The organism is Methylobacterium iners (assembly GCF_022179305.1).
GTDB lineage: Bacteria > Pseudomonadota > Alphaproteobacteria > Rhizobiales > Beijerinckiaceae > Methylobacterium > Methylobacterium iners.
The window spans coordinates 1-23,123 of sequence record NZ_BPQP01000040.1; the positions used below are offsets into that span (position 1 = coordinate 1).

A 23,123-nucleotide genomic window follows, 5' to 3' on the forward strand; every position below is an offset into this window, starting at 1 on the left:
AGCCACGAGAACCCCCTGGCGATGTCGCGCCAGGGGGTTCTCGTGGCTGTAGCCGTGCAGCCCGACCTCGTGCCCGTGGCGGACCACGGCCTCCATCTCCCGCGGGAACGATTCCACGGAGTGGCCGGGGATGAAGAACGACTGCTTCAGGCCGAAACGCTCGAAGAGCCGCAGCAAGCGCGGCACGCCGACCTCCGCGGCGAAGACGCCGCGCGAGATGTCCCCCGGGCTGTCCTCGCCCTGGTAGGAGCCGAGCCATCCCGCGACCGCGTCGACGTGGATGCTGAAGGCGACGAAGATCTCCTTTGGCATGCTGCTCTCCCTAGGCCGGCTCGTTGCCGTGGAATTTCATCATGGTCGCCGTGGAAACCCTGTTCGCGCGGAGGTGGCGTGCTTGGCCGCGGCAGCGCCGACGCGTTCCCCGCGGCGCGCGAGGGCGAAGGGGAGATGGCAACACGCGAACCTCCTGGATGGGCCAAGGCACCTCGGGCGCGGGGCTTCTCGGCGAGCATGTCGACGACACCCCGACTCCGCCGAGACCATGACGATGGGCCCAAGCCGACGCACAAGCCGCGCCATCGCCACCGGCCCCGCTGACCTCCCGTCCGGTCGCGGCCCGGCGGAGGCGCCCTCGGATACGAAGAACGCCGAACGGTCACCCGAGACCGACGCTCGAACCAACGCCTGGATCGACGATCGGGCCTCGTCGCGCGCCTGAACTTTCCACCCGCCCGAAGCTTTGTTTCCGACAGGACCCTTCCGCGAGGTGCGTCAACCTGCGGTGGAAGTGGGCCAGCCTGCCGGGCGGCGCGCATCGTCTCGGCGACACGGACCGAACGCGGCGCCGAGAGCCGCGGGTGACAGGCGAGGAGAATCCGATGGCCGGGGACAGACGCGACTTCCTGAAGGCGACGGCCGCCGGCGTGGCGGCCGCCTCACTGGGCGATGCCCCTGCGAGAGCGGATGCACCCGGACGGGGAGCAGGGGCGGACTTCGCCATGCCGCAGGGTGTGATCTTGGCGAACATGCGCCGTGACGATGGCTACGCCCTGGGCGTGAAGGTCCAGGGCGGCTTCCTCGATCTCACTGCGGCCGGGCGCTCGCTCGGCTTGCCCGCACCCGCCGACATGGACGACCTGCTCCAGGGCGGCAGGGGCAATCAGGTGAAGGCCCTGATGAACGCCATCGGGGAGCGGCCGGATCCCGGCCTGCTCATTCCCGAGGACAAGGTGATCTTCGCGCCGGTGGTCACCCGGCCCGAGAAGATCATCATGATGGGCTTCAACTACCGTCAGCATGCCGCGGAGACCGGCACGCCCGTCCCCAAGGACCCGCCGCTCTTCAACAAGTTCAACAACGCCCTCAATCATCACGGCGGCACGATCAAGCTGCCGACCGCCGTCGCCCGGGAGTTCGACTACGAGACGGAACTCGTGATGGTCTTCGGGCGCGAGTGCCGCGACGTCTCCGAGGCCGACGCCCTGAACTACGTGGCGGGCTACGCCACCGGGAACGATTTCAGTGCCCGTGACCTGCAGACGCTGACGTCGCAGTTCATGATCGGCAAGACGAGCGACGGCTTCGCGCCACTCGGACCCTACCTGGTCAGCAGCGACCTCGTGAAGGACCCGAACAATCTGAGGCTCGAAACCCTCGTCAACGGCGTCGTGCGACAGGACTGGAACACCAACGACATGATCTTCAACTGTCGTCAGCTGATCAGTTTCGCGTCCAGGATCATGACCATCAAGCCCGGCGACGTCTTCTACACCGGCACGCCCCACGGCGTGATCTTCGGGGAGAAGATCCCCCGGGCCGAGCGCCGATGGCTCAAGCCGGGCGACGCGATCGTCTCCCGGCTCGAAGGTTTGGGGGAACTGCGCTTCGCCCTAACCTGACCGCCTCCAGGGCCCGTTGGAGCGAAGCGCTTCCGCGCGGCCCTGCAGCCGACGATGGAGGCGCGCCAGGTGAGGCCGCAGGGGCAGGAAGGCCTGGTAGGCCCGCTCCGCGAGCGGCAGTACGGACGGAGCGCCGACGATCCTGCCGAGCCAGCGCCACCGCGGCAGCGACAGCCAGAGGAGGGCGAACGCGGCCGCGCCCGAGACGAGGTGCCCCGACGCATCCCGAACGTGGAACCGTGCCAGCGCCGCCTCGCGCGGGAGGTCTGCGGCGAGACTGTCGCCCGCTCCCTCGGCGGCGTCCACGAAGGTCAGGGCGCCCGCGCCGCGGGCCCGCTTGTAGAGCGCGATCTCGGTCGCGCAGAGGGGGCATCCCCCGTCATGGTAGACGGTGAGCCTCCGGGCACCGTCCGGCTCGCAGGGCGCGTCGTCGAGGGGCACATCGACCAGGAGCCGGTAGCGGCGCGAGCGGTTCGCACCCGTCCCGCTCCAAGAGGCGAGGACCGCACCATCCTCCTCCAGTGCGGTAAGCTGGCCGCGGGCGATCCGTGCCGAGGCGCGCGGCGTGGCATCGAACGCCCGCGCGACTCCGGCCTCGGTGCCGTACGTGCCGGCGCGGGCCAGCGCCCGCAGCACGAGGGCCCGCTCCGTGGCGTGGCGTCTCGCGCGAGCGGGCGCATCAAGGATCGCGACGCCACCGGTGACAACGAGGATGGTGATGATCAGAATCCACATGCCGGCCTCCAGGGAGCCAACTAGACGCGGCGCCGCCGGCGGAAAGAGTCATGGGTGATGGCCTGCGGCATCACATCTCTGGGGAGGGAAAGCTCGTGGCGCTGAGGCGGGCCCGAAATTCCTGGCGCGCTCCCGTCGCGTTCCTCCGCGCCTTGCGGCCGGGAGACGCCGCGCGCCGGCTGGGTGCCGTCGTGCTCATCCTGCTCGGCACCGGCCTCCCGGTGCGGGCCGAACCCGCCGCATCGCACCGGCAGGACATGCTGGCCGACAACGCCGATTCGATCGCCGTCGTGATCGGAAACCAGAACTATCGGCAGACGGTCGCGGTCGACTTCGCGCAGAACGATGCCGAGGCCATCAAGAGCTTCCTCGTCCAGTCGCTCGGCTATCGCGAGCAGAACGTCCTCGTCCTGAAGGACGCGACGCTCAGCGAACTCAACCAGGCGCTGGGGAGCGAACGCAATCCCCAGGACGGCCGCCTCTGGCGGCAGGCGGTTCCGGGCCGGTCGAACGTCTTCGTCTACTTCTCCGGCCACGGCGTGCCGGATCTCTCGACGAAGGAGCCCTTTCTCCTGCCCCAGGACGGCAACCCGGCTCAGGGCGAGACGGGCTACCGGCTCGAGACGCTCTACGCCAACCTCGGCCTGCTCAAGCGCAAGGTCGGACCCGACCGGCACGTCATCGTCGTCATCGACGCCTGCTTCACGGGCGAGACGGGCCGACGGGGCGAGAGCCTGCTCGCCGTCTCCGCGCCGGGCTTCGCACCGGCGAAGCCGAAGGACCCGGCGGGACTGCTCAAGCTCGTCGCGACGTCGGGCGCGACTCCCGCGAACTGGGACCGGGAGGCGCGCCTCGGCCTCTTCACGACCCGACTGCTGATGGGGGCGGCGGGCCTCGCCCGCCCCTCGGGGAGCCCGCCCGACGCGCCGCTGCGCTGGGGCGAGTTGCGCAGCTATGTCCGCGAGGCGGTGCGCGAGGCCGCCCGCCGCGACAGCGGTCGCGAGCAGATGCCCGAGATCGACGAGGCGGAGCTCGTCCTTCCCGTCCGCGCGCCGGTCGCGGCCGTCCGCCCGTTGGTGGAGGCGGCTGAGGACGACGCGCGCTGGCGCGAGGCAAGCCGCGACGGCGGGCGCGAGGCCCTCGAACGCTACGTCGCGCGATGCGAGCCGCGCTGCCGCCACCGCGATGCGGCCATGAACCAGCTGCTCGGCGGACATCGTCAGCAGCAGCGGGCAGTCGACGAGGCCAACTGGCAGCGGCTCAGCAGGCTCGGGCGGTACGACGAGTACCTCGCAGGCTGCGGCGCCGTGTGCGCCTACCGTTCCCTCGCCGAGGGATATCTCGGCGCCGCGCCGCAGCTGCCGTCAGCGCGGCCGATGCCCAGGGATTCCGTCGCGGCCAGGGCTCCGCAGCCGCAAGGCGGCACGGCGTACCTCGTGGGTCTCGACCCGGCCGGCGACAACTGGCTCGCGCTCCGCAGCGAGCCGGCGGGGCGGGGATACCGGATCCTGAAGATGGGACCCGACACGCGCCTCGTCGTGATCGGCCGCCAGGGCGCCTGGAGCCAGGTCCGGCTCGAGAGCGGCGAGGTGGGCTGGGCGTCGAGCCGCTACATCGCCTGCTGCCGCTAGGGCCGCCCGAACACTTCCCCACCCGTTTCGATCAAGGCGCGCCGATGACGACTGTTTTCCTCGATTGCGACGGCGTCCTGGCCGATTTCGACAAGGGCGCCGCCCAGGTCTTCGGGATGCTCCCGGCCGCGTACGAGCAGCGCTTCGGCCTCAGGCGCTTCTGGAGCGCCCTGGCCGCCGCCCCGGACTTCTTCGGCAGTCTCGATCCGCTTCCGGATGCGATGGAGCTGTTCGCGGCCGTCCGCCACCTGAACCCCGTGATCCTCACCGGCCTGCCGCGCGGGAACTGGGCCGAGCCCCAGAAGCGGCAATGGGCGGCCCGTCACTTCCCCGGGACCAGGGTGATCACCACGAGCGCGGCGCTCAAGCGCGAGCATTGCCGGCCTGGCGACGCCCTCGTCGATGATCGCGACAAGTACCGATCCCTCTGGGAGGGCGCCGGCGGCGTGTTCATCCATCACAGGATGGCGTCCGATTCGATCCGGCACTTGCGGGAGCGTGGCTTCCTGTGAACCCGCGTCGTCGGTGAGACCCGAATCTGCCGCCTGGACATCCGCCCCCGTTCGCCGGTCTGCTCGGCAGGGCCGCGCATGACCGTGATCGGGTCGGCCCTGCCCTCGAAGCCGATGCCGAGAGGTCTGGCATGACGATTGTGCCGTCCTCGACTCCGCCGCCGTCGGGAACGCCGTTGGAGGGCGGGAACAGGGCGGAGAGGCCTCAGGCGTGCCCGAGCCCGACGCGGATCGGGATGCTCGCCTTCACCGCGCCGGCATGCGCAATGCGCCGTCGAGGCGGATGGTCTCGCCGTTGAGCATGGGGTTGGCCAGGATGGCGAGGACGAGGCGGGCGTACTCGTCGGGACGGCCGAGCCGCGAGGGGAACGGCACGGCGGTGCCGAGGCTGTCCTGGACGTCCTGCGGCAGGCCCTGGACCATCGGCGTCTCGAACAGGCCCGGTGCGATGGCGCAGACGCGGATGCCGAGCGGGGCGAGTTCGCGCGCGACCGGCAGGGTGAGTCCGACGACACCGGCCTTGGACGCGGCGTAGGCCGCCTGCCCGATCTGCCCCTCGTAGGCGGCGATGGAGGCCGTCGACACGATGACGCCGCGTTCCCCGTCCGCCAGCGGGTCGAGGCCCGCCGTGCCCGCCGCCACGAGCCGGATCATGTTGAAGGTCCCGACCAGGTTGACCTGGACGACCCGGGAAAAGGCGTCGAGGGAGGCCGGCCCGTGGCGGCCCACCACCCTCGCGGCCGGGCAGATGCCCGCGCAATTGACCAGGAGTCGGGCCGCGCCGTGCGCGTCCGCCGCGCGCGAGACGGCAGCCTCGGCGCTTCCCGCATCGGCGACGTCGCAGGCCAGCCCGATCCCGCCGATCTCCCGCGCGATCGCGGCCGCCGCCTCGGCGTTGAGGTCGAGGAGAGCGACCCTGGCGCCCGCCGCCGCGAGAGCCCGGGCGGTCGCGGCCCCCAATCCGGAGGCGGCGCCCGTGACGATCGCCGCGACGCCGTGAACGTTCATGAAGCCCTCCTGGATCAGGCGTCCGTCAGATCCGTTCGACGGCGAGCGCCGTGGCCTCGCCGCCTCCGATGCAGAGCGAGGCGATGCCCCGGCGTCCGCCGTTCCGCGCCAGGGCCGCCAGCAAGGTCACGACGATGCGGGCCCCGGACGCGCCGATGGGGTGGCCGAGCGCGCAGGCGCCGCCATGGACGTTCACCCTGTCGTGGGGCAGGCCGAGGTCGCGCATCGCCGCCATGGTCACGACGGCGAAGGCCTCGTTGATCTCGAAGAGATCCACGTCGTCGACGGACCAGCCCAGCCTCTCCATCAGCTTGGTGATCGCGCCGATCGGCGCCGTCGAGAACCAGGCCGGCGCCGCGGCGTGGCTGGCGTGACCGCGGATGACGGCCAGCGGCGCATGGCCGGTGCGCTCGGCCCCCGACATCCGCGTCAGCACGAGCGCCGCGGCCCCGTCGGAGATCGAGGAGGCATTCGCGGCCGTCACGGTGCCATCCGGGCGGAAGGCGGGCTTCAGCGTCGAGATCCTGTCGGGCCGGGCCCTGCGCGGGCCTTCGTCCGAGGCCATGTCCGGACCGAGCGGGACGATCTCCCCGTCGAAGGCGCCGGCCTCCGCCGCGCGCCGGGCGCGGGCGAGCGATTCCAGCGCATAGGCGTCCTGGGCGTCGCGGGTGAACTGGTAATGCTGGGCGGTGTCCTCCGCGAAGGCGCCCATGAGGCGGCCGCTTTCGTAGGCGTCCTCCAGCCCGTCGAGGAACATGTGGTCGAGGAGGCGGCCGTGGCCGAGGCGCTGGCCGGCGCGCGCCTTGTCGAGGAGGTAGGGCGCGTTCGACATCGATTCCATGCCGCCGGCGACGACTGCGTCGGCCGAGCCCGTCGCGATCATGTCGTGGCCGAGCATGATCGCCTTCATGCCCGAGCCGCAGACCTTGTTGAGGGTGGCGCAGGGCGTCGCCTCCGAGAGGCCGGCCCCGAGCGCCGCCTGCCGCGCCGGCGCCTGACCGAGACCGGCGGGAAGAACGCAGCCCATCACGACCTCCGAGACGGCGTCGGCCCCGAGGCCGGCGCGTCCGACCGCGGCACGGATCGCCGCGGCGCCGAGGTCCGTCGCCGCAAAGCCTTTGAGCTCGCCCTGGAACGCACCCAGCGGTGTGCGCGCGGCAGCCGCCACGACGATGGGGTCCGCCTGCATCCCTGCTCCTCCCTGCGATGCGCCCTGTTCCGGGCGCGGACCGGTTTCGCGGCCCCGGACCCTACCGCGCGAGATTGACGGTGATGTTCTTCACCTGCGTGTAGCTGTCGAGCATGGCCGCGAGGGAGAACTCGCGTCCGAGCCCGCTCTGCTTGTAGCCTCCGTAGGATTGCCCCGGGAGCTGCCCGATCCCCTGGTTGACCTGCACCCAGCCCGCCTCGACGTCGCGGGCCGCCCGCATGGCGCGGCCGAGATCGTGCGTCCAGATATAGGCCGCGAGGCCGTAATGCGTGTCGTTCGCCATCCGGATCACCGTCTCCTCGTCCTCCCAGGGGATGGCCACGAGCACGGGCCCGAAGATCTCCTCGCGCGCCAGGCGCCAGTCGTTGTCGGCCTGGGCGAAGGCCGTGGGCCGCATGAAGTAGCCCTGGCTGAGCGGGCCCTCCTTGTCCGGAAGGCCGCCCATGACCAGCCGGGAGCCGGGCTGGTCGAGGCCGTCCTGGACGTAGCCGCAGACCTTGGTGAACTGGCGCTCGTTGATGATGGCGCCGATATCCGAGGCCTCGTCCAGGGGATCGCCGATGCGAAGCTGCGAGGTCTTGGCGACGAGACGCTCGAGGAAGCCGTCGTAGATCTTGCGGTGGAGGAACAGGCGCGAGCCGGCGGTGCAGGACTGGCTCTGACGCGTGAAGCGCATCGCCGCGATGATGCCGTCGATCACCCAATCCTCGTCCGCGTCCGGATACACGATGGAGGGGCTCTTCCCCCCGAGCTCGAGCGAGACGGGCAGGACGCGCTTGGCGGCCGCCTCCATGACGAGCTTGCCCACCGCGGTCGAGCCGGTGAACGAGAGCTTCGCGACCGCCGGGTGGTGCAGGAGCGGGGCGCCGCATTCGGGGCCCGTCCCGCTCAGCATGTTCAGGACGCCGGGCGGCAGGTGATTCTGGCAGATCTCGGCGAGCATCAGCACGGCAAGCGGTGCGTCCTCGGCGGTCTTCATCACCATGGTGTTGCCGGCGCAGAGCGCCGGCGCGATCTTCACGCTCGCGAGCATGAGAGGCGCGTTCCAGGGGATGACCGCGGCGACGACGCCCAGCGGTTCGCGCTGGGTGAAGCTCAGGAGATCGTGCCCGAGCGGCAGGGTCTCGCCCTTCATCTCGCCGGCCAGGCCGCCGAAATAGCGGAACATGGCGACGGCGATCTGGACCTCCGGCCTCGCCTGGGTCCGCAGGGCGTTGCCGGTCTCCTCGGCGATGGTCCGCGCGAGCTCCTCGCTGCGCCGATCGATGTCGTCGGCGATCCGCAGGAGCATGAGGCCGCGCTCGCGGGGTTGGACCTTGCGCCAGGTCGAGAACGCGGCGAGCGCCGTTCCCACGGCCCGGTCGACATCGGCCTCGCCCCCGCGCGGAACCTCGGCGAAGGCCTGGCGCCGGCCGGGATTCTCGATCGCGATCGTCTTGCCGGAGGCCGCCCAGACCCATTGCCCGCCGATCAGCATGGGTTGGCGGCGCAGTTCGGTTTCGGCTGTCGTCTTCGCGGCCTGGGTCACGTGCGTCTCCGCTTGGTTTCTGAGGTGGCGGCCTGGACGCTGCCGGGGCGGCGTCCTCGGGTCGTGTTCATCGGATGCGCGGCCGCCCGAGGCTCGCGGCCCCGCGCCGTCCGGGATCGCTCGACGCGCTAGGTCTTCGCACCCTGGTCGGCGGAGCGCAGCTCCGGGAAGTCGGATTGCAGGAAGACGCCGTCTCGGCCCGCATCCGCTCGTCGGCCCTCGACGTCCAGGCGGCGGAGCTGCACGCGACGGATCTTGCCCGAGATGGTCTTGGGCAGCTCCGAGACGAATTCCAGGGCACGAAGGCGCTTGTAGGAAGCCAGGCGGCCGTTCGTGAACCGGAAGATCGCAAGCGCCGTCTCACGGCTCGGATCGACGCCGGCGCGCAGCGAGACATAGGCCTTTGGCACGCTCGAGCGGACGGGATCGGGTGCGGGCACCACCGCGGCCTCGGCGACGGCGTCGTGCTCGATGAGCACGCTCTCGAGCTCGAAGGGGCTGATGCGGTAGCCCGACGACTTGAAGACGTCGTCGGCGCGGCCGACGAAGGTGAGGGTTCCATCCTGGTCCTGAAAGGCGACGTCGCCGGTCCGGTAGAACGCTCCCTCGACCGGCACCGCGCCGCCATCGTCGTCCTGATAGCCCTGCATGAGACCCGCGGGCCTGTCGTCGCCGAGGGCGAGACAGACCTGCCCCTCCTGCGCGGTCTGGTCGTCCGGATCGAGCACGCGGACGCGATAGCCGGGGAGCGGCCGTCCCATCGCGCCGACCTTCACGGCCTGCCCGGGCGTGTTCGCGACCTGAGCGGTCGTCTCCGTCTGCCCGTAGCCGTCGCGGATCGTGATGCCCCAGGCCTCCTTGATCCGGTCGATCACCTCGGGGTTGAGCGGTTCGCCCGCCGCACAGACCTCGCGGAGCACCAGGCCGGGTGCGGTGAGATCCTGCTGGATCACCATGCGCCAGACGGTCGGCGGCGCGCAGAGCGTGGTGACCTCGCACCGCGCCAGGACCCCGATCAGGGCGGCGGCGTTGAAGGGAGTCTGGTTGAAGACGAAGATCGTCGCCCCCGCGTTCCAGGGCGCGAAGAACGAGCTCCAGGCATGCTTGGCCCAGCCCGGCGAGGAGACGTTGAGATGCACGTCCCCCGGCTGCAGGCCGAGCCAGTACATGGTCGAGAGCGCACCGACCGGATAGCTCCGGTGCGTGTGACGGACGAGCTTCGGCTTCGCGGTCGTTCCCGAGGTGAAGTAGAGGAGGAGCGGATCGTCGGGGCCGGTCGGGCCGTCGGGGGTGAAGTCGGCATCGTGCGTGAAGGCGTCGTCGTAGCGCGTCCAGCCGGGCACGCCGGCGCCGGTCACGATGCGCAGGGCCGATCGGACGTCCTCCAGCTCGAACCGCTCGGCCTGCTCGGGGCCCGCCAGGATGGCGCGGGCGCGGCCTCGCTCGACCCGGTCGGCCAGCTCCTCGCCGGTGAGGAGCGTCGTGGCCGGGATGACGACGACGCCGAGCTTCATCGCGGCCAGCATCGTCTCCCAGAGCGCCTGATCGTTGCCCAGAACGAGAAGGAGGGTGTCGCCGCGCCCCAACCCCAGCGATCGCAGGAAGTTGGCGACCTGGTTCGAGCGCACGGCCATCTGCCCGAAGCTGATGCTGGTATCGGCCCCGGTGCCGGCATCGACGATCCGGAGCGCCGGGCGGTCGCGGCTGGCGGGGTCCGCCGCGAGCTGCGCGTCGAACCAGTCGAGGGCCCAGTTGAAGGGCGCGGGCTCCGGCCAGCGGAACCCCTCATAGGCCGCCTCGTAATCGGTGCGATGGGCGAGGAGAAAATCACGCGCCTCCCGAAACGTCGGCATTGTCGTCCTCCGTGACTTCCCAGGTCGGTGCATCGTCTTGGCGCGGGCCTTCGCCCACGTTCGTACCGGAGCGGCGCCTCATCGGTGCTTGAACGCCGCCGGCCGCTTTTCGACGAAGGCCGCCATGCCTTCCTTCTGATCCTGCGTGGCGAAGGTGGCGTGGAAGACGCGCCGCTCGAAGCGCACGCCCTCGCTCAGCGTCGTCTCGTAGGCGCGGTTGACCGCCTCCTTGTTCATCATGGCGATGGGCAGCGACATGCCGGCGATCGTCTCGGCCGTTCTCATCGCCTCGGCCAGGAGCTGGTCGGCCGGGACGATCCGCGAGACGAGGCCCGCGCGCTCGGCCTCCGCCGCGTCCATCATGCGCCCGGTCAGGCACATCTCCATCGCCTTCGACTTGCCGACGAAGCGGGTCAGGCGCTGGCTGCCGCCGATGCCGGGCATGACGCCGAGCTTGATCTCGGGCTGGCCGAACTGCGCCGTGTCGGCCGCGAGGATGAAGTCGCACATCATGGCGAGCTCGCAGCCGCCGCCCAGCGCGTAGCCCGCCACCGCCGCGATGATCGGGGTGCGCAGCGCCGTGAACCGCTCCCACTCGCCGAAGTAGTCGCCGGCATACATCCCGGCATAGTCCGCCGCCTGCATCTCCTTGATGTCGGCGCCCGCCGCGAAGGTCTTGGCCGAGCCGGTGAGGACGATGCAGCCGATTTCGGGGTCGGCATCGGCCCCGGTCGCGGCCTCGATGACCTCGGCCGTCAGCTGCGCGTTGATGGCGTTCAGCGCCTTCGGACGGTTGAGCGTGATCAGCAGGACTCGCCCGCGCGTCTCCGTGAGGATCGTCTCGTAGGCCATCAGACCGCCCCTTCCCCAGGAGTGCCGCGCAACATCCGGATGATGGCGGAGAAATCCTCGCCGCCGTGGCCGAGCGCGTCGAACAGGGCGTAGAGCTGGGCCGCCTCGGCGCCGAGCGGCGTCGCGGCGCCCGCCGCCGCGGCCGCCGCCTGCGCGAGGCGCAGGTCCTTCAGCATGAGGCCGGCCGCGAAGCCCGGCCGGTAGTCGTTGTTGGCCGGCGAGGCCGGGACCGGGCCCGGGACGGGGCAGTAGCTCGTCAGCGACCAGCACTGCCCGGACGAGACCGAGGCCACGTCGTAGAGGGCCTGGCGCGAGAGCCCGAGCTTCTCGGCCAGGGCGAAGGCCTCGCACACGCCGATCATCGAGATGCCGAGGATCATGTTGTTGCAGATCTTGGCGGCCTGGCCGGCGCCGGCCTCGCCGCAATGGAAGACGGCCTTGCCCATCGCCTTCAGGACCGGCTCGGCCCGGGCGAAGGCCTCCGCCGCACCGCCGGCCATGAAGGTCAGCGTCCCGGCCTTGGCGCCGCCGGTGCCGCCGGAGACCGGGGCGTCGATCGAGGAGCATCCCCGTGCCTCGGCCAGCGCGTGGGCCCTGCGCGCACTCTCGACGTCGATGGTCGAGGAATCGATCAGAAGCGTGCCGGGCGGTACGGTCGCCGCGATCTCGCCCCAGACCTCGATCACGTGCCGGCCCGCCGGCAGCATCGTGACGACGATGTCGGCCCCCTCCGCGGCCTCGACGGGGGACCCCACCACCGTGACCCCAGCATCGCCCGCGGCGTTGAGCGAGGCCGCGGCGAGGTCGAAGCCCTGCACCCGGTGCCCCGCTCGCACGAGGTTGGCCGCCATCGGCCCGCCCATGTTGCCGAGCCCGATGAACCCGATGATCTGCGCCACGCGATCCTCCCAATGCGTTCGGCGAGGTTTCCCCGCTCGACTTGTCTTGTCTCGGTTGCCCGCTCGCCTCGTCCCGAGGCGGGATTGAACGAGCCTCAGCGTCGAAGTGCGGCGGCCCCGCCGTGGTTTCGAGGGTGCGGGAAGACCGGTGCCGCGCGCGGCTCCAGCCAGCGGGCGATCCGGTCCGGATCGACCTCGGCGAGCGTCGCGGGCGACCAGCGCGGGCTGCGGTCCTTGTCGATCACCGCGGCGCGCACGCCCTCGCGGAAATCGCCCTCGGCGAGCATGGCGAGCGAGGCGTGGAACTCGTGCTCGAGGCACGCTTCGAGGTCCGGGGCGTCACGCCCGCGCCGCAGCAGCGCCAGGGTGAGGACGAGGCTGGCGGGCGCCTTCTCACCGAGCGTCGCACGCGCGGTTCTTGCGAAGTCCGACCCGTTCGTTTCCAGGGCTGAGACGATCTCGGCCATCGTGTCGAAGGCGAAGCAGCGGTCGATCACCGCTCGTTGCGCCGCCAATCCGGCAGGTCCAGGGTCGATCCCCCGTGCCCGGATGGCCGCGGCCACCTCCTCGTCGCCGGCCCGTCCGGGCAGCTCCGACAGGGCCTCAATCAGCGGAGGCAGGGCGGAGACGGGGACCAGCGCGTCGGCGAACCCTGCGTGGATCGCGTCGGCGCCTCCCATCGGCGCGCCGGTCAGGCCGAGATAGGTGCCGGTCTCGCCCGGCGCCCGCGGCAGGAGCCAGGTGGCGCCGACATCCGGCAGGTAGCCGATCCCGGTCTCGGGCATCGCCACCCGCGAGCGCTCGGTGACGACGCGGTGCCGGGCATGGCCTGCGAGCCCGACGCCGCCGCCCATGGTGATGCCGTCCATCACCGCCACGAAGGGCTTCTCGTAGCGGGCGATGCGGGCATCGAGGCGGTACTCGTCCCGCCAGAACTTTTCCGCGAAGGCCGTCCCCTCGCTCATGTAGAGCGAGCGCACGTCGCCGCCGGCGCAGAGCCCGCGCTCGCCCTCGCCGGTCAGCAGCACGCAGGCGATGTCCGCGTCCGCGGCGAAGGCGTCGAGGGCCGCATCGATGAGCCCGACCATGCCGTGGGTCAGCGCGTTCAAGGCCTTCGGGCGGTTGAGGCGGAGGCGGCCGAGGCGCCCGGCCGTCTCGACGATGACCTCGTCCATCACCGGCCCCCAATGAGGTGGCGGGCCACGATCAGCCGCATGATCTCGTTGGTGCCCTCCAAGATCTGATGCACCCGCAGATCCCGGACGATCTTCTCGATGCCGTACTCGGTCAGGTACCCGTAGCCGCCGTGGAGCTGCAGGGCGTCGTTGGCGACATCGAAGGCGGCGTCCGTCACGTGGCGCTTGGCCATGGCGCAGAGCTTCGTCGCCTCCGGCGCCTTCGCGTCAAGCGCGCTAGCGGCATGGCGCAGGAAGGCGCGGGAGACCTCGAGATCGGTCGCCATGTCGGCGAGCCGGAACTGGAGGGCCTGGAAATCGGTGAGCACCCGGCCGAAGGCGCGCCGGTCGGCCATGTAGGCGAGGGTGCGGTCGAGGGCGCCCTGCGCCCCACCGAGCGAGCAGGCGGCGATGTTGAGCCGTCCGCCGTCGAGCCCGGCCATGGCGATGCGAAAGCCCTGTCCCTCCGTGCCGACGAGGTTCTCGACCGGAACGCGCGCGCCGTCGAAGCGCACGGCCCGGGTCGGTTGGGCGTTCCAGCCCATCTTGCGCTCGTTGGCGCCGAAGGAGAGGCCGGGCGTGTCCTTTTCGACGAGGATCGCCGAGATGCCGTCCGGGCCTTCGCCGCCGGTCCGCGCCATCACGACGTAGAGGTCGCTTGCCCCCGCGCCCGAGATGAACTGCTTCTCGCCGTCGAGAACGTAGTGATCGCCCTCGCGCCGCGCGCGGGTGCGCAGGGCCGCGGCGTCCGAACCCGAGGCCGCCTCGGTCAGGCAGTAGCTCGCGATGCCCTCCATGCGCGCGAGCGCCGGGACCCAGCGGGCGCGCTGGTCCGCGTCACCGTAGGCGTCGACCATCCAGGCGCACATGTTGTGGATCGACAGGAAGGCCGCGACCGTCGGACAGCCCTTCGAGAGCGCCTCGAAGATCAGCACGGCCTCAAAACGCCCGAGCCCCGAGCCGCCGTGCTCCTCCCCCACATAGATGCCCGCCATGCCCAGCGCCGCGGCGGCGCGCAGCGTCTCGACCGGGAAGTGCCTGTTCTCGTCCCACTCGACGGCGAACGGGGCCATGTGCTCGGCCGAAAAGGCCTCCGCCATCTCACGGATCGCCGACCGATCGTCGCTCAGACTGAAGTCCATGGCGGCGGCACCGTCCTCAGCGCAGGGCAGGAATGGGGAACGCCGCGCCGCCCTCGAAGCCGGGCAGCCAGCGTTGCGTCACCCCCTCGGCGGAAAGAAACATCGCGTTCCGTGCCTGCAGGCGACGTCCCGGAGCGTCCAGCCACTCACGGCGGATTCGAGGATTCGCCTCGCGATCGACACACCGGCACGGAATTGCCGGTCCGGCAGGAACCACCCGCGTCCGGACCTCGCCGAGCGCGGGAAAGATCGCCTCGCCGCGACGCTCCCCCACCTTCGCGAGCCCGCAGCCTTCGACATCGTGCTCAACGCTGGACATTCGCGCCTGACCCCGGAGCTCCCTCTCGATCTTGAGGGGCAGGATTACCGGCGCAACCGCCCCAGACAAGGCGCATCAATGCGCAGTGCCTGTGCAATAATGCACAGCGCCCTCTCAGAAGGGGCCGGGGAAAACGGAAGATGGCTAGGAACTGGGACGACCTGCGCTTCTTCCTGGCGGTTGCACGGGCCGGCACGTTGACGGCAGCGGCACAACAGACCCGTACTGAGCACACCACTGTGTCTCGACGGATTCAGGCTTTGGAGAAGAGCCTCAATCGAACTTTGTTTTCCCGGAGCAACCTCGGCTATGCGCTCACCGATGCGGGCGTGAAGCTTCTCGCTACGGCAGAGGCGATGGAAGGTGCGTTCCTTGGAACGAGCGCGATGGAGGACGAGGCGACCTCGATTGCCGGCACGGTCCGCATCGGCGCACCGGACGGGTTAGGCAGCGTCTTCTTGGCTCCACGCCTGCATCTTCTCGCCCTTCGATATCCCAACATCGCCGTCGAGATACTGGCGACGGCGCGCATCTTTAGCCTCTCACGACGCGAAGCAGACATCGCTATCAGCTTATCCAGCCCCAAACAAAGCCGCCTGATATCCCGACGATTAACGGATTATACTCTGTTCATTTACGCGTCTGAAGAATATCTCGGTAAATTTGACCCAATCACAAATCATAAAGCGCTGATATCTCATCCGTTCGTCGGATACGTCGAGGATATGATTTTTGCGAAGGAACTGAACTATCTACAGGAAATTGGCGACAACATTACCTGCAAATTTCGGAGCACAAATCTTCTAGCTCAGCTATACGCAACCCTTTCGGGAGCCGGCCTCTGCGTTCTGCCACATTTCATTGCATCCCTACACCCTGAACTGGTGCCGATCCTTCCGGAAAGAATATCGCTCACCAGATCTTTTCACATGCTCATACACGAAGACCATCGCAACGCCGCTCATATTCGAGAGGTTTCATCCTTCATCGTCGATCATATCGAGAAGAACAAAAGTCTTTTCGTGCCTCATCGTCGTTGAATACTGAAAATCAGCCAATCTCGCTCGATGGATCTTGTATTCCGAAATGACGCTTGGATGGGCCGCACAGCGTCTCACCAGGCAGGTACTCCTCGGCGCCCTACGCTGAATGCCAGGCGGTGGGAACGGTGTCGCGCCTTGGTCTTCATCCGCAAAGGCCCCGACAAATCCGTCACCCCAGCTTGCCCTATCCGTCCGCCCTCAGCGACCTGAGCCGGGACGGGTGCCGAGATGCCCGCGCAGCGTCCGGCCCTCGTAATCCTGGCGGAACAGGCCGCGGCGGCGCAGTTCCGGCAGGACGAGCTCGATGAAGTCGTCGAGGCCGCCGGGCAGGGTGGCCGGCATGATGTTGAAGCCGTCTGCGCCTCCGGCGCGGAAGCGGGCCTCCATCTCGTCCACGATCTGGGCCGGCGTGCCGACGATCTGCGAATGGCCGCGGGCGCCCGCGATCCGCAGGTAGAGCTGGCGCAAGGTCAGGCCCTCGCGGCGGGCGAGGTCGAACATGAGCTGCTGGCGCGACTTGGCGCCGTTGGCCTCGGGCAGCTCCGGCACGGGCCCGTCGGGATCGTAGGCGGAGAGGTCGAAGCCGCCGATCATGCGCTCGAGGAGGGCGAGGCCGACGACGGGGTCGATCAGGTCCTGGAGCGCCTCGAACTTGGCCCGCGCCTCCGCCTCGCTGCGCCCGACCACGGGAAAGAGGCCTGGCAGGATCTTGAGGTCGTCCCGCGAGCGGCCGAAGCGGGCGAGGCGCTCCCTGAGGTCGCCGGAGAACTCCACCGCCTCGGCGAGCGTCTGGTTGGCCGTGAAGACGATCTCGGCGGTGCGGGCGGCGAGGTCCTTGCCCGGCCCCGAGGAGCCGGCCTGGACGAGCACGGGCTGGCCCTGCGGCGTGCGCGAGATGTTGAGGGGGCCGCGGACCTCGAAATGCCTGCCCTTGTGGTCGATCGGCCGGAAGCCGTCCGGCTTCGAGAACTGGCCGCTCGCCCGGTCGATGATCACCGCGCCGTCGTCCCAGGTGTTCCAGAGGCCGAGGACGACGTCGACGAACTCCTCCGCGCGCTCGTAGCGGTCGGCGTGGAGCGCGATCCGGTCGTGGCCGAAATTGGCGGCCTCGGCGTCGGTCGCGGAGGTGACGAGGTTCCAGCCGGCCCGGCCGCCGCTCAGGTGGTCGAGGGAGGCGAAGCGGCGGGCGACGTTGTAGGGCTCGTTGAAGCTCGTCGAGGTCGTCGCGACGAGGCCGATCCGGCTCGTGACCGCGGCGAGCGCCGAGAGCAGGGTCACGGGCTCGAAATGAGCCGAGCGCGCCGTGCGCTCGCTCGAGCGCAGGCTGGTGTCGCGGATGCCGGTGCCGTCCTCCAGGAAGACGAGGTCGAACTTGGCGGCCTCGGCCCGCCGCGCCCAGCCGACGTAGCGCTCGAGATTGAGCCCGCCATCGGCCTCGCTCGAGGGGTGGCGCCAGCCCGCCACGTGGTGGCCGGTCGCGTAGAAGAAGGCGCCGAGGCGAAGGGTGTCTTGCGTCATGACCGATCTGCGTGTCGGGGCGTCAGCGGACCATGCCCCAGCGCCGGACCGTCAGGCGCTCCAGGCTCGCGAAGACGAGGTTCTCGACGATGAGGCCGATGGCGATGACGACGAGGAGGCCGGCGAAAACGCGGTCCGTATAGAGCTCGTTGCGGTTCTGGAAGATGTACCAGCCCAGCCCCCCGCGGCCCGAGGCCGCGCCGAAGACGAGCTCCGCGGCGATGAGCGTGCGCCAGGCGAAGGCCCAGCCGATCTTGAGCCCGGACAGGATCGCCGGCAGCGCGGCCGGGATCAGGATCTGCCGGACGTAGGGAAGGCCTTTGAGGCCGTAGTTGCGCCCGGCCATGCGCAGGGTCTCCGGCACGCCCTGGAAGCCCGCGAAGGTGTTCAGCGCCAGCGGCCACAGCACGGAGTGGATCAGAACGAAGACGAGGCTGGCGGAGCCGAGCCCGAACCAGAGCAGCGCCAGCGGCAGCAGGGCGATGGCGGGCAGCGGGTTGAACATCGCGGTCAGCGTCGACAGCAGGTCGCGGCCGAACTGCGTCGAGACAGCGAGCGTGGTGAGGGCGAAGGCGAGCGCGATGCCGCTGAGATAGCCCTGGGCCAGCACGATCAGCGAGATGCGCACGCGGTCGAGGAGCTCGCCGCTGGCCAGGCCCTCGACCAGGGCCGACAGGGTCTGGAGGAAGCCGGGCAGGAGGAGGTCGTTGTCCTGCCAGCGGGCGAGGCCCTCCCAGGCCAGCGCCAGCACGGCGAGGATCAGGCCCTTGCGCAGCCAATCCTGCTGCCAGAGGCGCGTGGAGAGCGGCAGCACGCGCTCGACCGGCGCCTCCACGAAGGGCGCGAGCACCCGGTCGTATTCCGGGCGGATCGGCGGGACGAGGGGCTGGTTCATCGCGGGCGTGGCCCGGCGTCGGGCTCGGGTCCGTCCTCAAACAGGCGGCGATGCAGGCCCTGGACGGCGGCCTGGAAGTCGCGGCTTCCGATGCTCGTCAGGTCGAAATCGTGGCCGTTCACCTCGCTGCGAACCCGGCCGGGATGGGGCGAGAGCAGCGCCACCCGGTTGCCGACCACCAGCGCCTCCTCGATGGAATGGGTGACGAAAAGGAGCGTGAAGCGGACCTCGTCCCAGAGGGCGAGCAGCTCCTCCTGCATCTTGCGCCGGGTCAGGGCGTCGAGCGCCGCGAAGGGCTCGTCCATCAGGAGCATCTTGGGCTGCACGGCGAGCGCCCGGGCGATGGCGACGCGCTGCTTCATGCCGCCCGAGAGCTGGTGCGGGTAGCTGTCGGAAAAGCGCGTGAGCCCGACCTTGTCGATGTAGTGGCGGGCCCGCTCCTCGGCCTCGCGGCGGCCGAGCAGTTTGGCGGCCCGCAGGGGGAAGGCGACGTTCTGGGCGACCGTCTTCCAGGGCGGCAGCTGGTCGAACTCCTGGAAGACGACGAGGCGGTCCGGCCCCGGGCCGCGCACGGGCGCGCCGTCCAGGGTGATCGCGCCCTCGATCGGAGCGTGGAAGCCGGCGATTGCCTTGAGAAGGGTGGACTTGCCGCAGCCCGAGGGGCCGAGCAGCACGAAGCGGTCGGCGGCGTAGACGTCGAGGTCGATCCGGTGCGTGGCGCGCACGACGCGCTCCGGCGTGCGGTACTCCAGGCTGACGCCGGAGACCTGCAGCAGCGGCGCCGGCAGGGCGGCGGGCCCTGGCGGCGGCGCCTCGGGCCGCTCCTGGATCGACCGGGGCGACGGCCTCCACGCGTCCGCGGCCTGGTCGTCGCGCGTGACGACCAGGGTCATGTCCAAGGCCCGCTCAACTGCCCGCCGCGACGCGCGGATTGACGAAGAAGTATTCCTCGAGCGCCTTGGGCTCGTTCTTGATCGCGCCGACGCGGTGCATGAACTGGCCGAGCCCGAGCGTGTTCTGCGGCTCGATCTTGAAGGTGACCTCGGGGTTCTTGATCACCTTGAGCAGGAGCGCGCGGTCGATCCGGCTGTTCGTCGCCTTGATGTAGATGTCGGCGGCCTTCTCCGGATTGGCGGTGATGAATTTCGCCGCCTCGTCGAGAGCGTCGACGAAGGCCGCGTAGGTTTTCGGGCTGTCCTTGTAGAACCTCTCGGTGGCGTAGAGCACGGTCGAGGAGGCGGGCCCGCCCTGGACCTCGTAGGAGTTCAGGACGATCCGGGCGTTCGGGTTTTCGGCGAGCTCCTGCTCCTGGAAGGGCGGGTTGCCGAAATGGCCGGTGATCTCGGTGCCGCCCTTGATGATCGCGGCGGCCGCCTCCGGATGCGGGAGCGCGACGCTGATCCGGTCGAGCCGGGCGAAGTCCTTGTCGCCCCAGAGCTTGGCGGAGGCCCATTGCAGGATGCGCGCCTGCACCGAGACGCCCACCGCCGGCAGGGCGATGCGGTCCTTGTCGGTGAAGTCGGCGATCGACCTCACCTCGGCGCGGTTGCTGACGAGGTAGTAGGGAAAGTTGCCGAGCGAGGCGACGCCCCTGACGTTCTGCCGGCCGCGGGTGCGGTCCCACAGGGTGAAGAGCGGCCCGACGCCGGCGCCGGCAACCTCGATGTTGCCCGACAGCAGCGCGTCGTTCACGGCCGAGCCGCCCGAGAGCTGCACGTGCTCGACCTTGATGTCGATGCCGGCCGCCCGGCCGTGCTTCTCGATCAGGCCCTGGTCCTCGGCGACGTTGAGGAGCAGGTAGACGACGCCGAACTGCTTGGCGATCCGAAGCTGCCCCTCCGCCGCCGCGACCGGGCCGAGCCCGGCGCCCGCGAGGGCGAGACCTCCCAGCAGCGCGGCGGCCTGCCTGCGCGAGAACAGGCTGCGTCGCTTGGGCGTCATGGGAACCTCGGTGGTGCGAGTGTGGCCGGCGCGGGGGTGGACCGCGCCCGACCGCGAGCCGTAAAACTGCCCTCGCTTCCCGGTCAGGTCAATAAAACGTTCGTTTTAAAGAACGAGAGTTCGGGAGTTATTGCATCTCCGAAGAGCGAGAGGCGGAGGAAAATCTCCGGATCGCTGAGATCTCGCGAGACTTCGTGTGAGTAGCAGGCAGAAGGTCGGCCGCCCCGGCGGCGATTGCCCTCGGGGCGGGAAGGTTTGTTCTCTTTATCGGAAGCCCAAGGGCTCTGATCCGACACCCTTCCTGCCGCCAGCGGATCGCTATCGATCGGTTCGCATGCTTTACGCTGGGGCGATGGACGTTAACCTCGGCCTTCAGGCCGAGGATTTCAAGGATCGGGCGGCGCAGGCGCGGACTGGCCGGATCCTCCCGCCTGCGGGGATGGGGCGTTCCGGGTCAGCCTGAGCGGGGTGAGCGACCCGCCGGCCCCTGCGTGGCTGCGCCGATCAGGCCACGGTCGAACCGCCGTCCCGGCCTTGGACCTAGGTCCGAACTCAAGCAGCTCGGCCGTTTACGCGGCAGCTTTCGACCCTTGTCGGACCTTCAGAACGTCCGCTTCTGGGCAGCCTGGTAGAACGGACGCCTATAACCCGGGCGACAGAAGCGCAACTGATCGCTTTTGGTAGCAAATCAGCAGGACGGCCATTCAGCAGGCGGTGTCAGGAACTCGTGAACAGAGCTGCGCCGTCAAGTCGAGAAAGGCTGGCCCCCGAGGCCCTAACCGTAACAATCCTATTCAAATGGCGCTGCTTTCCGGAACCCTCCTCCTTGGGTGCCGTTGCCGAGCGAACTTCGATCAAGGCTGCTTATGTCGGACGACAAAGAGGACGACATCGCTGCTATCGTCCGAGCACGTGCAGCAGGTTCTGAGTTGTGGGCCGAGCACGCCCCTGCCGGCGACCCGTTTGCCGCAGCCGTGCGTGCCACGCGCATGGCCATGATCATCACCGACCCGCATCTCGACGACAACCCGATCGTCTACGTCAATCAGGCGTTCTGCAGCCTGACGGGCTACGAGGAAAGCGAGTGCATCGGTCGGAACTGCCGCTTCCTGCAAGGAGTCGACACGGACCCACGGCATCGCATGCAAATCCGCGAATACGTGGAAAACAACCAGGATCTCCACATCGAGATCTTGAACTACAAGCGGGACGGCACCCCGTTCTGGAACTCTCTCTTCGTCTCGCCCGTGCTGGACCGCGAGGGCGAGATCTCCCACTTCTTCGCCTCGCAGCTCGACGTGACAGAACGCAAGGAGCGCGAGCAGGGTATGGAGCGCTTGGCCAGCGAACTCGCCCAGGCCAAGAGCATGCTCGAAGGGCAGGTGGACGACCGCACGGCTGCCCTAATGCAGACCCTGGAGACCCGAACGAAGCTGCTGACCGAACTCGACCACCGGGTGAAGAACAACCTGCAGCTGATGATCTCGCTGGTGAACTTAGAGAAGCGCCATCGTGCGAGCGAGTTGGAGCATGAAGCCTTGGAGGCCATCCGGGTCCGCCTCCACGCTCTCGGCCTGGTCCATCGCAAGCTCTACAACGAGGACAGCATCGGCTGCTTCGACGTCTCCGAGTTCGTTCGCAACATCGTCGAGGATCACCAGCTTCAATCAGGCAGGTCCGACATCAGGCTCGTCTTCAACACCGAGCCCGTCAGCGTCACGTCCGCGAAGGCAGGCCCCGTGGCGCTGTTCGTCAACGAGCTGGTGGGAGCGGCGATGCGTTACGCCTACCAAGGTCGGAGAGGATCCCTGAAGCTCGGCTTGCACGCGATGCGCGAGGGTGGCGAGCGGCAGTTCAAGCTTTCGATTGCCGACGACGGCTACTCGGCTCGCGAGAAGGACGACACGCGCCGTTCAACGGCCGGCAGCATCCTGGCCTTGCTTGCTCGTCAACTGGATGCTCGCATCGATTGGTGTGAGGGCGATGCCCACACGCTGGTCCGAGTGACAATGCCCTGCGCCGAACCGGACCACAGCGGCAGTCTCACCGACCTCAGTTCAGATGGTGGGCACGTCATTGGCAGACACTGAACCCACGGTCCTGGTGGTCGAGGACGAGACGCTTGTTGCCCTCGACATCGAGATCGCGATCGAGGACGCCGGGATGCGTGTGGCCGGGCACGCGATCCGGGGGAGCGAGGCCATCGCGCTCGCTGATGCACACCGTCCCGATCTTGCTCTGGTCGACCTGCAGCTTCTCGATGGTGCGACGGGCATCGCGGTCGCCAAGCACATCATCACTCATGGCGGAATGGTGGTGTTCATGACCGCCAATCGATCCGCGCTGCCCGCCGACCTAGCCGGGGCGTGTGGGGTGATCGGCAAACCCTTCACTGGCGCTGGCTTGGTCGCCGCCCTTCGCTTCCTGAAGCTCGTTCTCGCGCATCAGCCCATCGCAACTGCGCCCCCACAATGCCTGGAGCTTGGATCGTCCTGTGAGCCGCTGAGTACCTCCGATGTCGCGAGCACAGGTGAGGGACCCCAGAACGACTTGGCCTCCAGCAAGCGATTGATCAACTAATCCAAAATCGATCTGCATCCCGTGCGCAGCCACAACACACTAAGATTGGGTGCTGGGTGCCTTGATCAATTAGCGTATAGCCAGCCGTTTGTGCGCATGCCTCTTTGTCGATGATCGGCAACACGCTTCGTTAAAAGGCGCCTCGCATTTGAACGCCAGCCGCTCCGACGCAATCTCCCGGATGACCCTGGAGACGTCCTGGAGCGAGGACGCGGATGAGGCGATGCAAGCTGACCAAGTCGATACGGTGCTGTCTCGGACAGATCACGGATCGCCATCTTCGACGCACGAGATCTCTCGGCAGGTGCAGGATCACCTCGGCTCGGAGCTGAAGAGGCTCTACGCCTCCCTGGTCGTCGAGGAGCAGCCGCGTCGCTTCCTCGA

The 23,123-nt window shown here is 69.1% G+C and carries 21 protein-coding genes; 6 read left to right on the plus strand and 15 right to left on the minus strand.

Annotated elements, in window-relative coordinates:
- On the minus strand, nt 1–312 hold a 312-nt coding region (locus MFF55_RS13955), incomplete at its 3' end, for a polysaccharide deacetylase family protein (RefSeq protein ID WP_238244710.1).
- A gap of 566 nt (nt 313–878) precedes the next feature.
- Here MFF55_RS13955 and MFF55_RS13960 point away from each other — a divergent pair.
- Complete coding sequence (locus MFF55_RS13960) at nt 879–1,898, plus strand: fumarylacetoacetate hydrolase family protein (protein WP_238244711.1); 1,020 nt, start codon at nt 879–881, stop codon at nt 1,896–1,898.
- Here MFF55_RS13960 and MFF55_RS26990 read toward each other — a convergent pair.
- A complete protein-coding gene (locus MFF55_RS26990) occupies nt 1,890–2,633 on the minus strand; it encodes a thiol-disulfide oxidoreductase DCC family protein (protein WP_306421428.1) in 744 nt (247 codons plus the stop codon). The genes MFF55_RS13960 and MFF55_RS26990 overlap by 9 nt on opposite strands.
- 50 nt (nt 2,634–2,683) lie before the next feature.
- Here MFF55_RS26990 and MFF55_RS13970 point away from each other — a divergent pair, with 50 nt between their 5' ends.
- Together MFF55_RS13970 and MFF55_RS13975 are read left to right on the plus strand one after the other, a co-directional pair.
- Nucleotides 2,684–4,264 carry a caspase family protein gene (locus tag MFF55_RS13970; RefSeq protein ID WP_238244712.1) on the plus strand — a complete coding sequence of 527 codons (1,581 nt, stop codon included), beginning with the start codon at nt 2,684–2,686 and terminating at the stop codon, nt 4,262–4,264.
- 44 nt (nt 4,265–4,308) lie between these two features.
- Complete coding sequence (locus MFF55_RS13975) at nt 4,309–4,776, plus strand: 5' nucleotidase, NT5C type (RefSeq protein ID WP_238244713.1); 468 nt, start codon at nt 4,309–4,311, stop codon at nt 4,774–4,776.
- A gap of 246 nt (nt 4,777–5,022) precedes the next feature.
- Here the strand turns inward: MFF55_RS13975 and MFF55_RS13980 are convergent, their stop codons facing one another.
- The 9 genes from MFF55_RS13980 to MFF55_RS14020 form a co-directional block, all read right to left on the minus strand.
- Nucleotides 5,023–5,784 carry an SDR family NAD(P)-dependent oxidoreductase gene (locus MFF55_RS13980; RefSeq protein ID WP_238244714.1) on the minus strand — a complete coding sequence of 254 codons (762 nt, stop codon included), beginning with the start codon at nt 5,782–5,784 and terminating at the stop codon, nt 5,023–5,025.
- 25 nt (nt 5,785–5,809) lie between these two features.
- Nucleotides 5,810–6,973, minus strand: a complete 1,164-nt coding sequence (locus tag MFF55_RS13985; protein WP_238244715.1) for an acetyl-CoA C-acyltransferase — start codon at nt 6,971–6,973, stop codon at nt 5,810–5,812.
- A 61-nt stretch (nt 6,974–7,034) separates the two neighbouring features.
- Nucleotides 7,035–8,522: an aldehyde dehydrogenase family protein gene (locus MFF55_RS13990; protein ID WP_238244716.1), complete on the minus strand. Its 1,488-nt coding sequence runs from the start codon at nt 8,520–8,522 to the stop codon at nt 7,035–7,037.
- 128 nt (nt 8,523–8,650) lie between these two features.
- Nucleotides 8,651–10,375, minus strand: coding sequence for an AMP-binding protein (locus MFF55_RS13995; RefSeq protein ID WP_238244717.1), 1,725 nt, complete (start codon nt 10,373–10,375; stop codon nt 8,651–8,653).
- A 78-nt stretch (nt 10,376–10,453) separates the two neighbouring features.
- The gene (locus tag MFF55_RS14000) at nt 10,454–11,227 is read right to left on the minus strand and encodes an enoyl-CoA hydratase (RefSeq protein WP_238244718.1); all 774 of its coding nucleotides are present in this window, start codon (nt 11,225–11,227) and stop codon (nt 10,454–10,456) included.
- A complete protein-coding gene (gene mmsB, locus MFF55_RS14005; protein WP_238244719.1) occupies nt 11,227–12,126 on the minus strand; it encodes a 3-hydroxyisobutyrate dehydrogenase in 900 nt (299 codons plus the stop codon). Before mmsB ends, MFF55_RS14000 begins: the two co-directional genes overlap by 1 nt.
- A 95-nt stretch (nt 12,127–12,221) precedes the next feature.
- Nucleotides 12,222–13,301, minus strand: a complete 1,080-nt coding sequence (locus MFF55_RS14010) for an enoyl-CoA hydratase/isomerase family protein (protein ID WP_238244720.1) — start codon at nt 13,299–13,301, stop codon at nt 12,222–12,224.
- Nucleotides 13,301–14,443 (minus strand): acyl-CoA dehydrogenase family protein, encoded by a 1,143-nt coding sequence (locus MFF55_RS14015; protein WP_238244721.1) that lies wholly within the window; start codon nt 14,441–14,443, stop codon nt 13,301–13,303. The genes MFF55_RS14010 and MFF55_RS14015 overlap by 1 nt, the downstream gene beginning before the upstream one ends.
- A 16-nt stretch (nt 14,444–14,459) precedes the next feature.
- Complete coding sequence (locus MFF55_RS14020) at nt 14,460–14,762, minus strand: hypothetical protein (protein ID WP_238244722.1); 303 nt, start codon at nt 14,760–14,762, stop codon at nt 14,460–14,462.
- A gap of 140 nt (nt 14,763–14,902) precedes the next feature.
- Here MFF55_RS14020 and MFF55_RS14025 point away from each other — a divergent pair, with 140 nt between their 5' ends.
- Nucleotides 14,903–15,802 (plus strand): LysR family transcriptional regulator, encoded by a 900-nt coding sequence (locus MFF55_RS14025; protein ID WP_238244723.1) that lies wholly within the window; start codon nt 14,903–14,905, stop codon nt 15,800–15,802.
- A gap of 201 nt (nt 15,803–16,003) precedes the next feature.
- Here MFF55_RS14025 and MFF55_RS14030 read toward each other — a convergent pair whose 3' ends face one another.
- Genes MFF55_RS14030 through MFF55_RS14045 form a run of 4 tightly spaced genes read right to left on the minus strand, consistent with a single transcriptional unit; the run spans nt 16,004 to nt 20,159 of the window.
- Complete coding sequence (locus MFF55_RS14030) at nt 16,004–17,323, minus strand: LLM class flavin-dependent oxidoreductase (protein ID WP_238244724.1); 1,320 nt, start codon at nt 17,321–17,323, stop codon at nt 16,004–16,006.
- 22 nt (nt 17,324–17,345) lie between these two features.
- Nucleotides 17,346–18,218, minus strand: a complete 873-nt coding sequence (locus tag MFF55_RS14035; RefSeq protein WP_238244725.1) for an ABC transporter permease — start codon at nt 18,216–18,218, stop codon at nt 17,346–17,348.
- Complete coding sequence (locus MFF55_RS14040) at nt 18,215–19,111, minus strand: ABC transporter ATP-binding protein (RefSeq protein ID WP_238244726.1); 897 nt, start codon at nt 19,109–19,111, stop codon at nt 18,215–18,217. The genes MFF55_RS14035 and MFF55_RS14040 overlap by 4 nt, the downstream gene beginning before the upstream one ends.
- A 13-nt stretch (nt 19,112–19,124) precedes the next feature.
- The gene (locus tag MFF55_RS14045) at nt 19,125–20,159 is read right to left on the minus strand and encodes an ABC transporter substrate-binding protein (RefSeq protein WP_238244727.1); all 1,035 of its coding nucleotides are present in this window, start codon (nt 20,157–20,159) and stop codon (nt 19,125–19,127) included.
- A gap of 866 nt (nt 20,160–21,025) precedes the next feature.
- Here MFF55_RS14045 and MFF55_RS14050 point away from each other — a divergent pair.
- Together MFF55_RS14050 and MFF55_RS14055 are read left to right on the plus strand one after the other, a co-directional pair.
- A complete protein-coding gene (locus MFF55_RS14050; protein ID WP_238244728.1) occupies nt 21,026–22,249 on the plus strand; it encodes a PAS domain-containing protein in 1,224 nt (407 codons plus the stop codon).
- A gap of 13 nt (nt 22,250–22,262) precedes the next feature.
- The gene (locus MFF55_RS14055; RefSeq protein ID WP_238244729.1) at nt 22,263–22,739 is read left to right on the plus strand and encodes a response regulator; all 477 of its coding nucleotides are present in this window, start codon (nt 22,263–22,265) and stop codon (nt 22,737–22,739) included.
- Nucleotides 22,740–23,123: the final 384 nt, after the last annotated feature.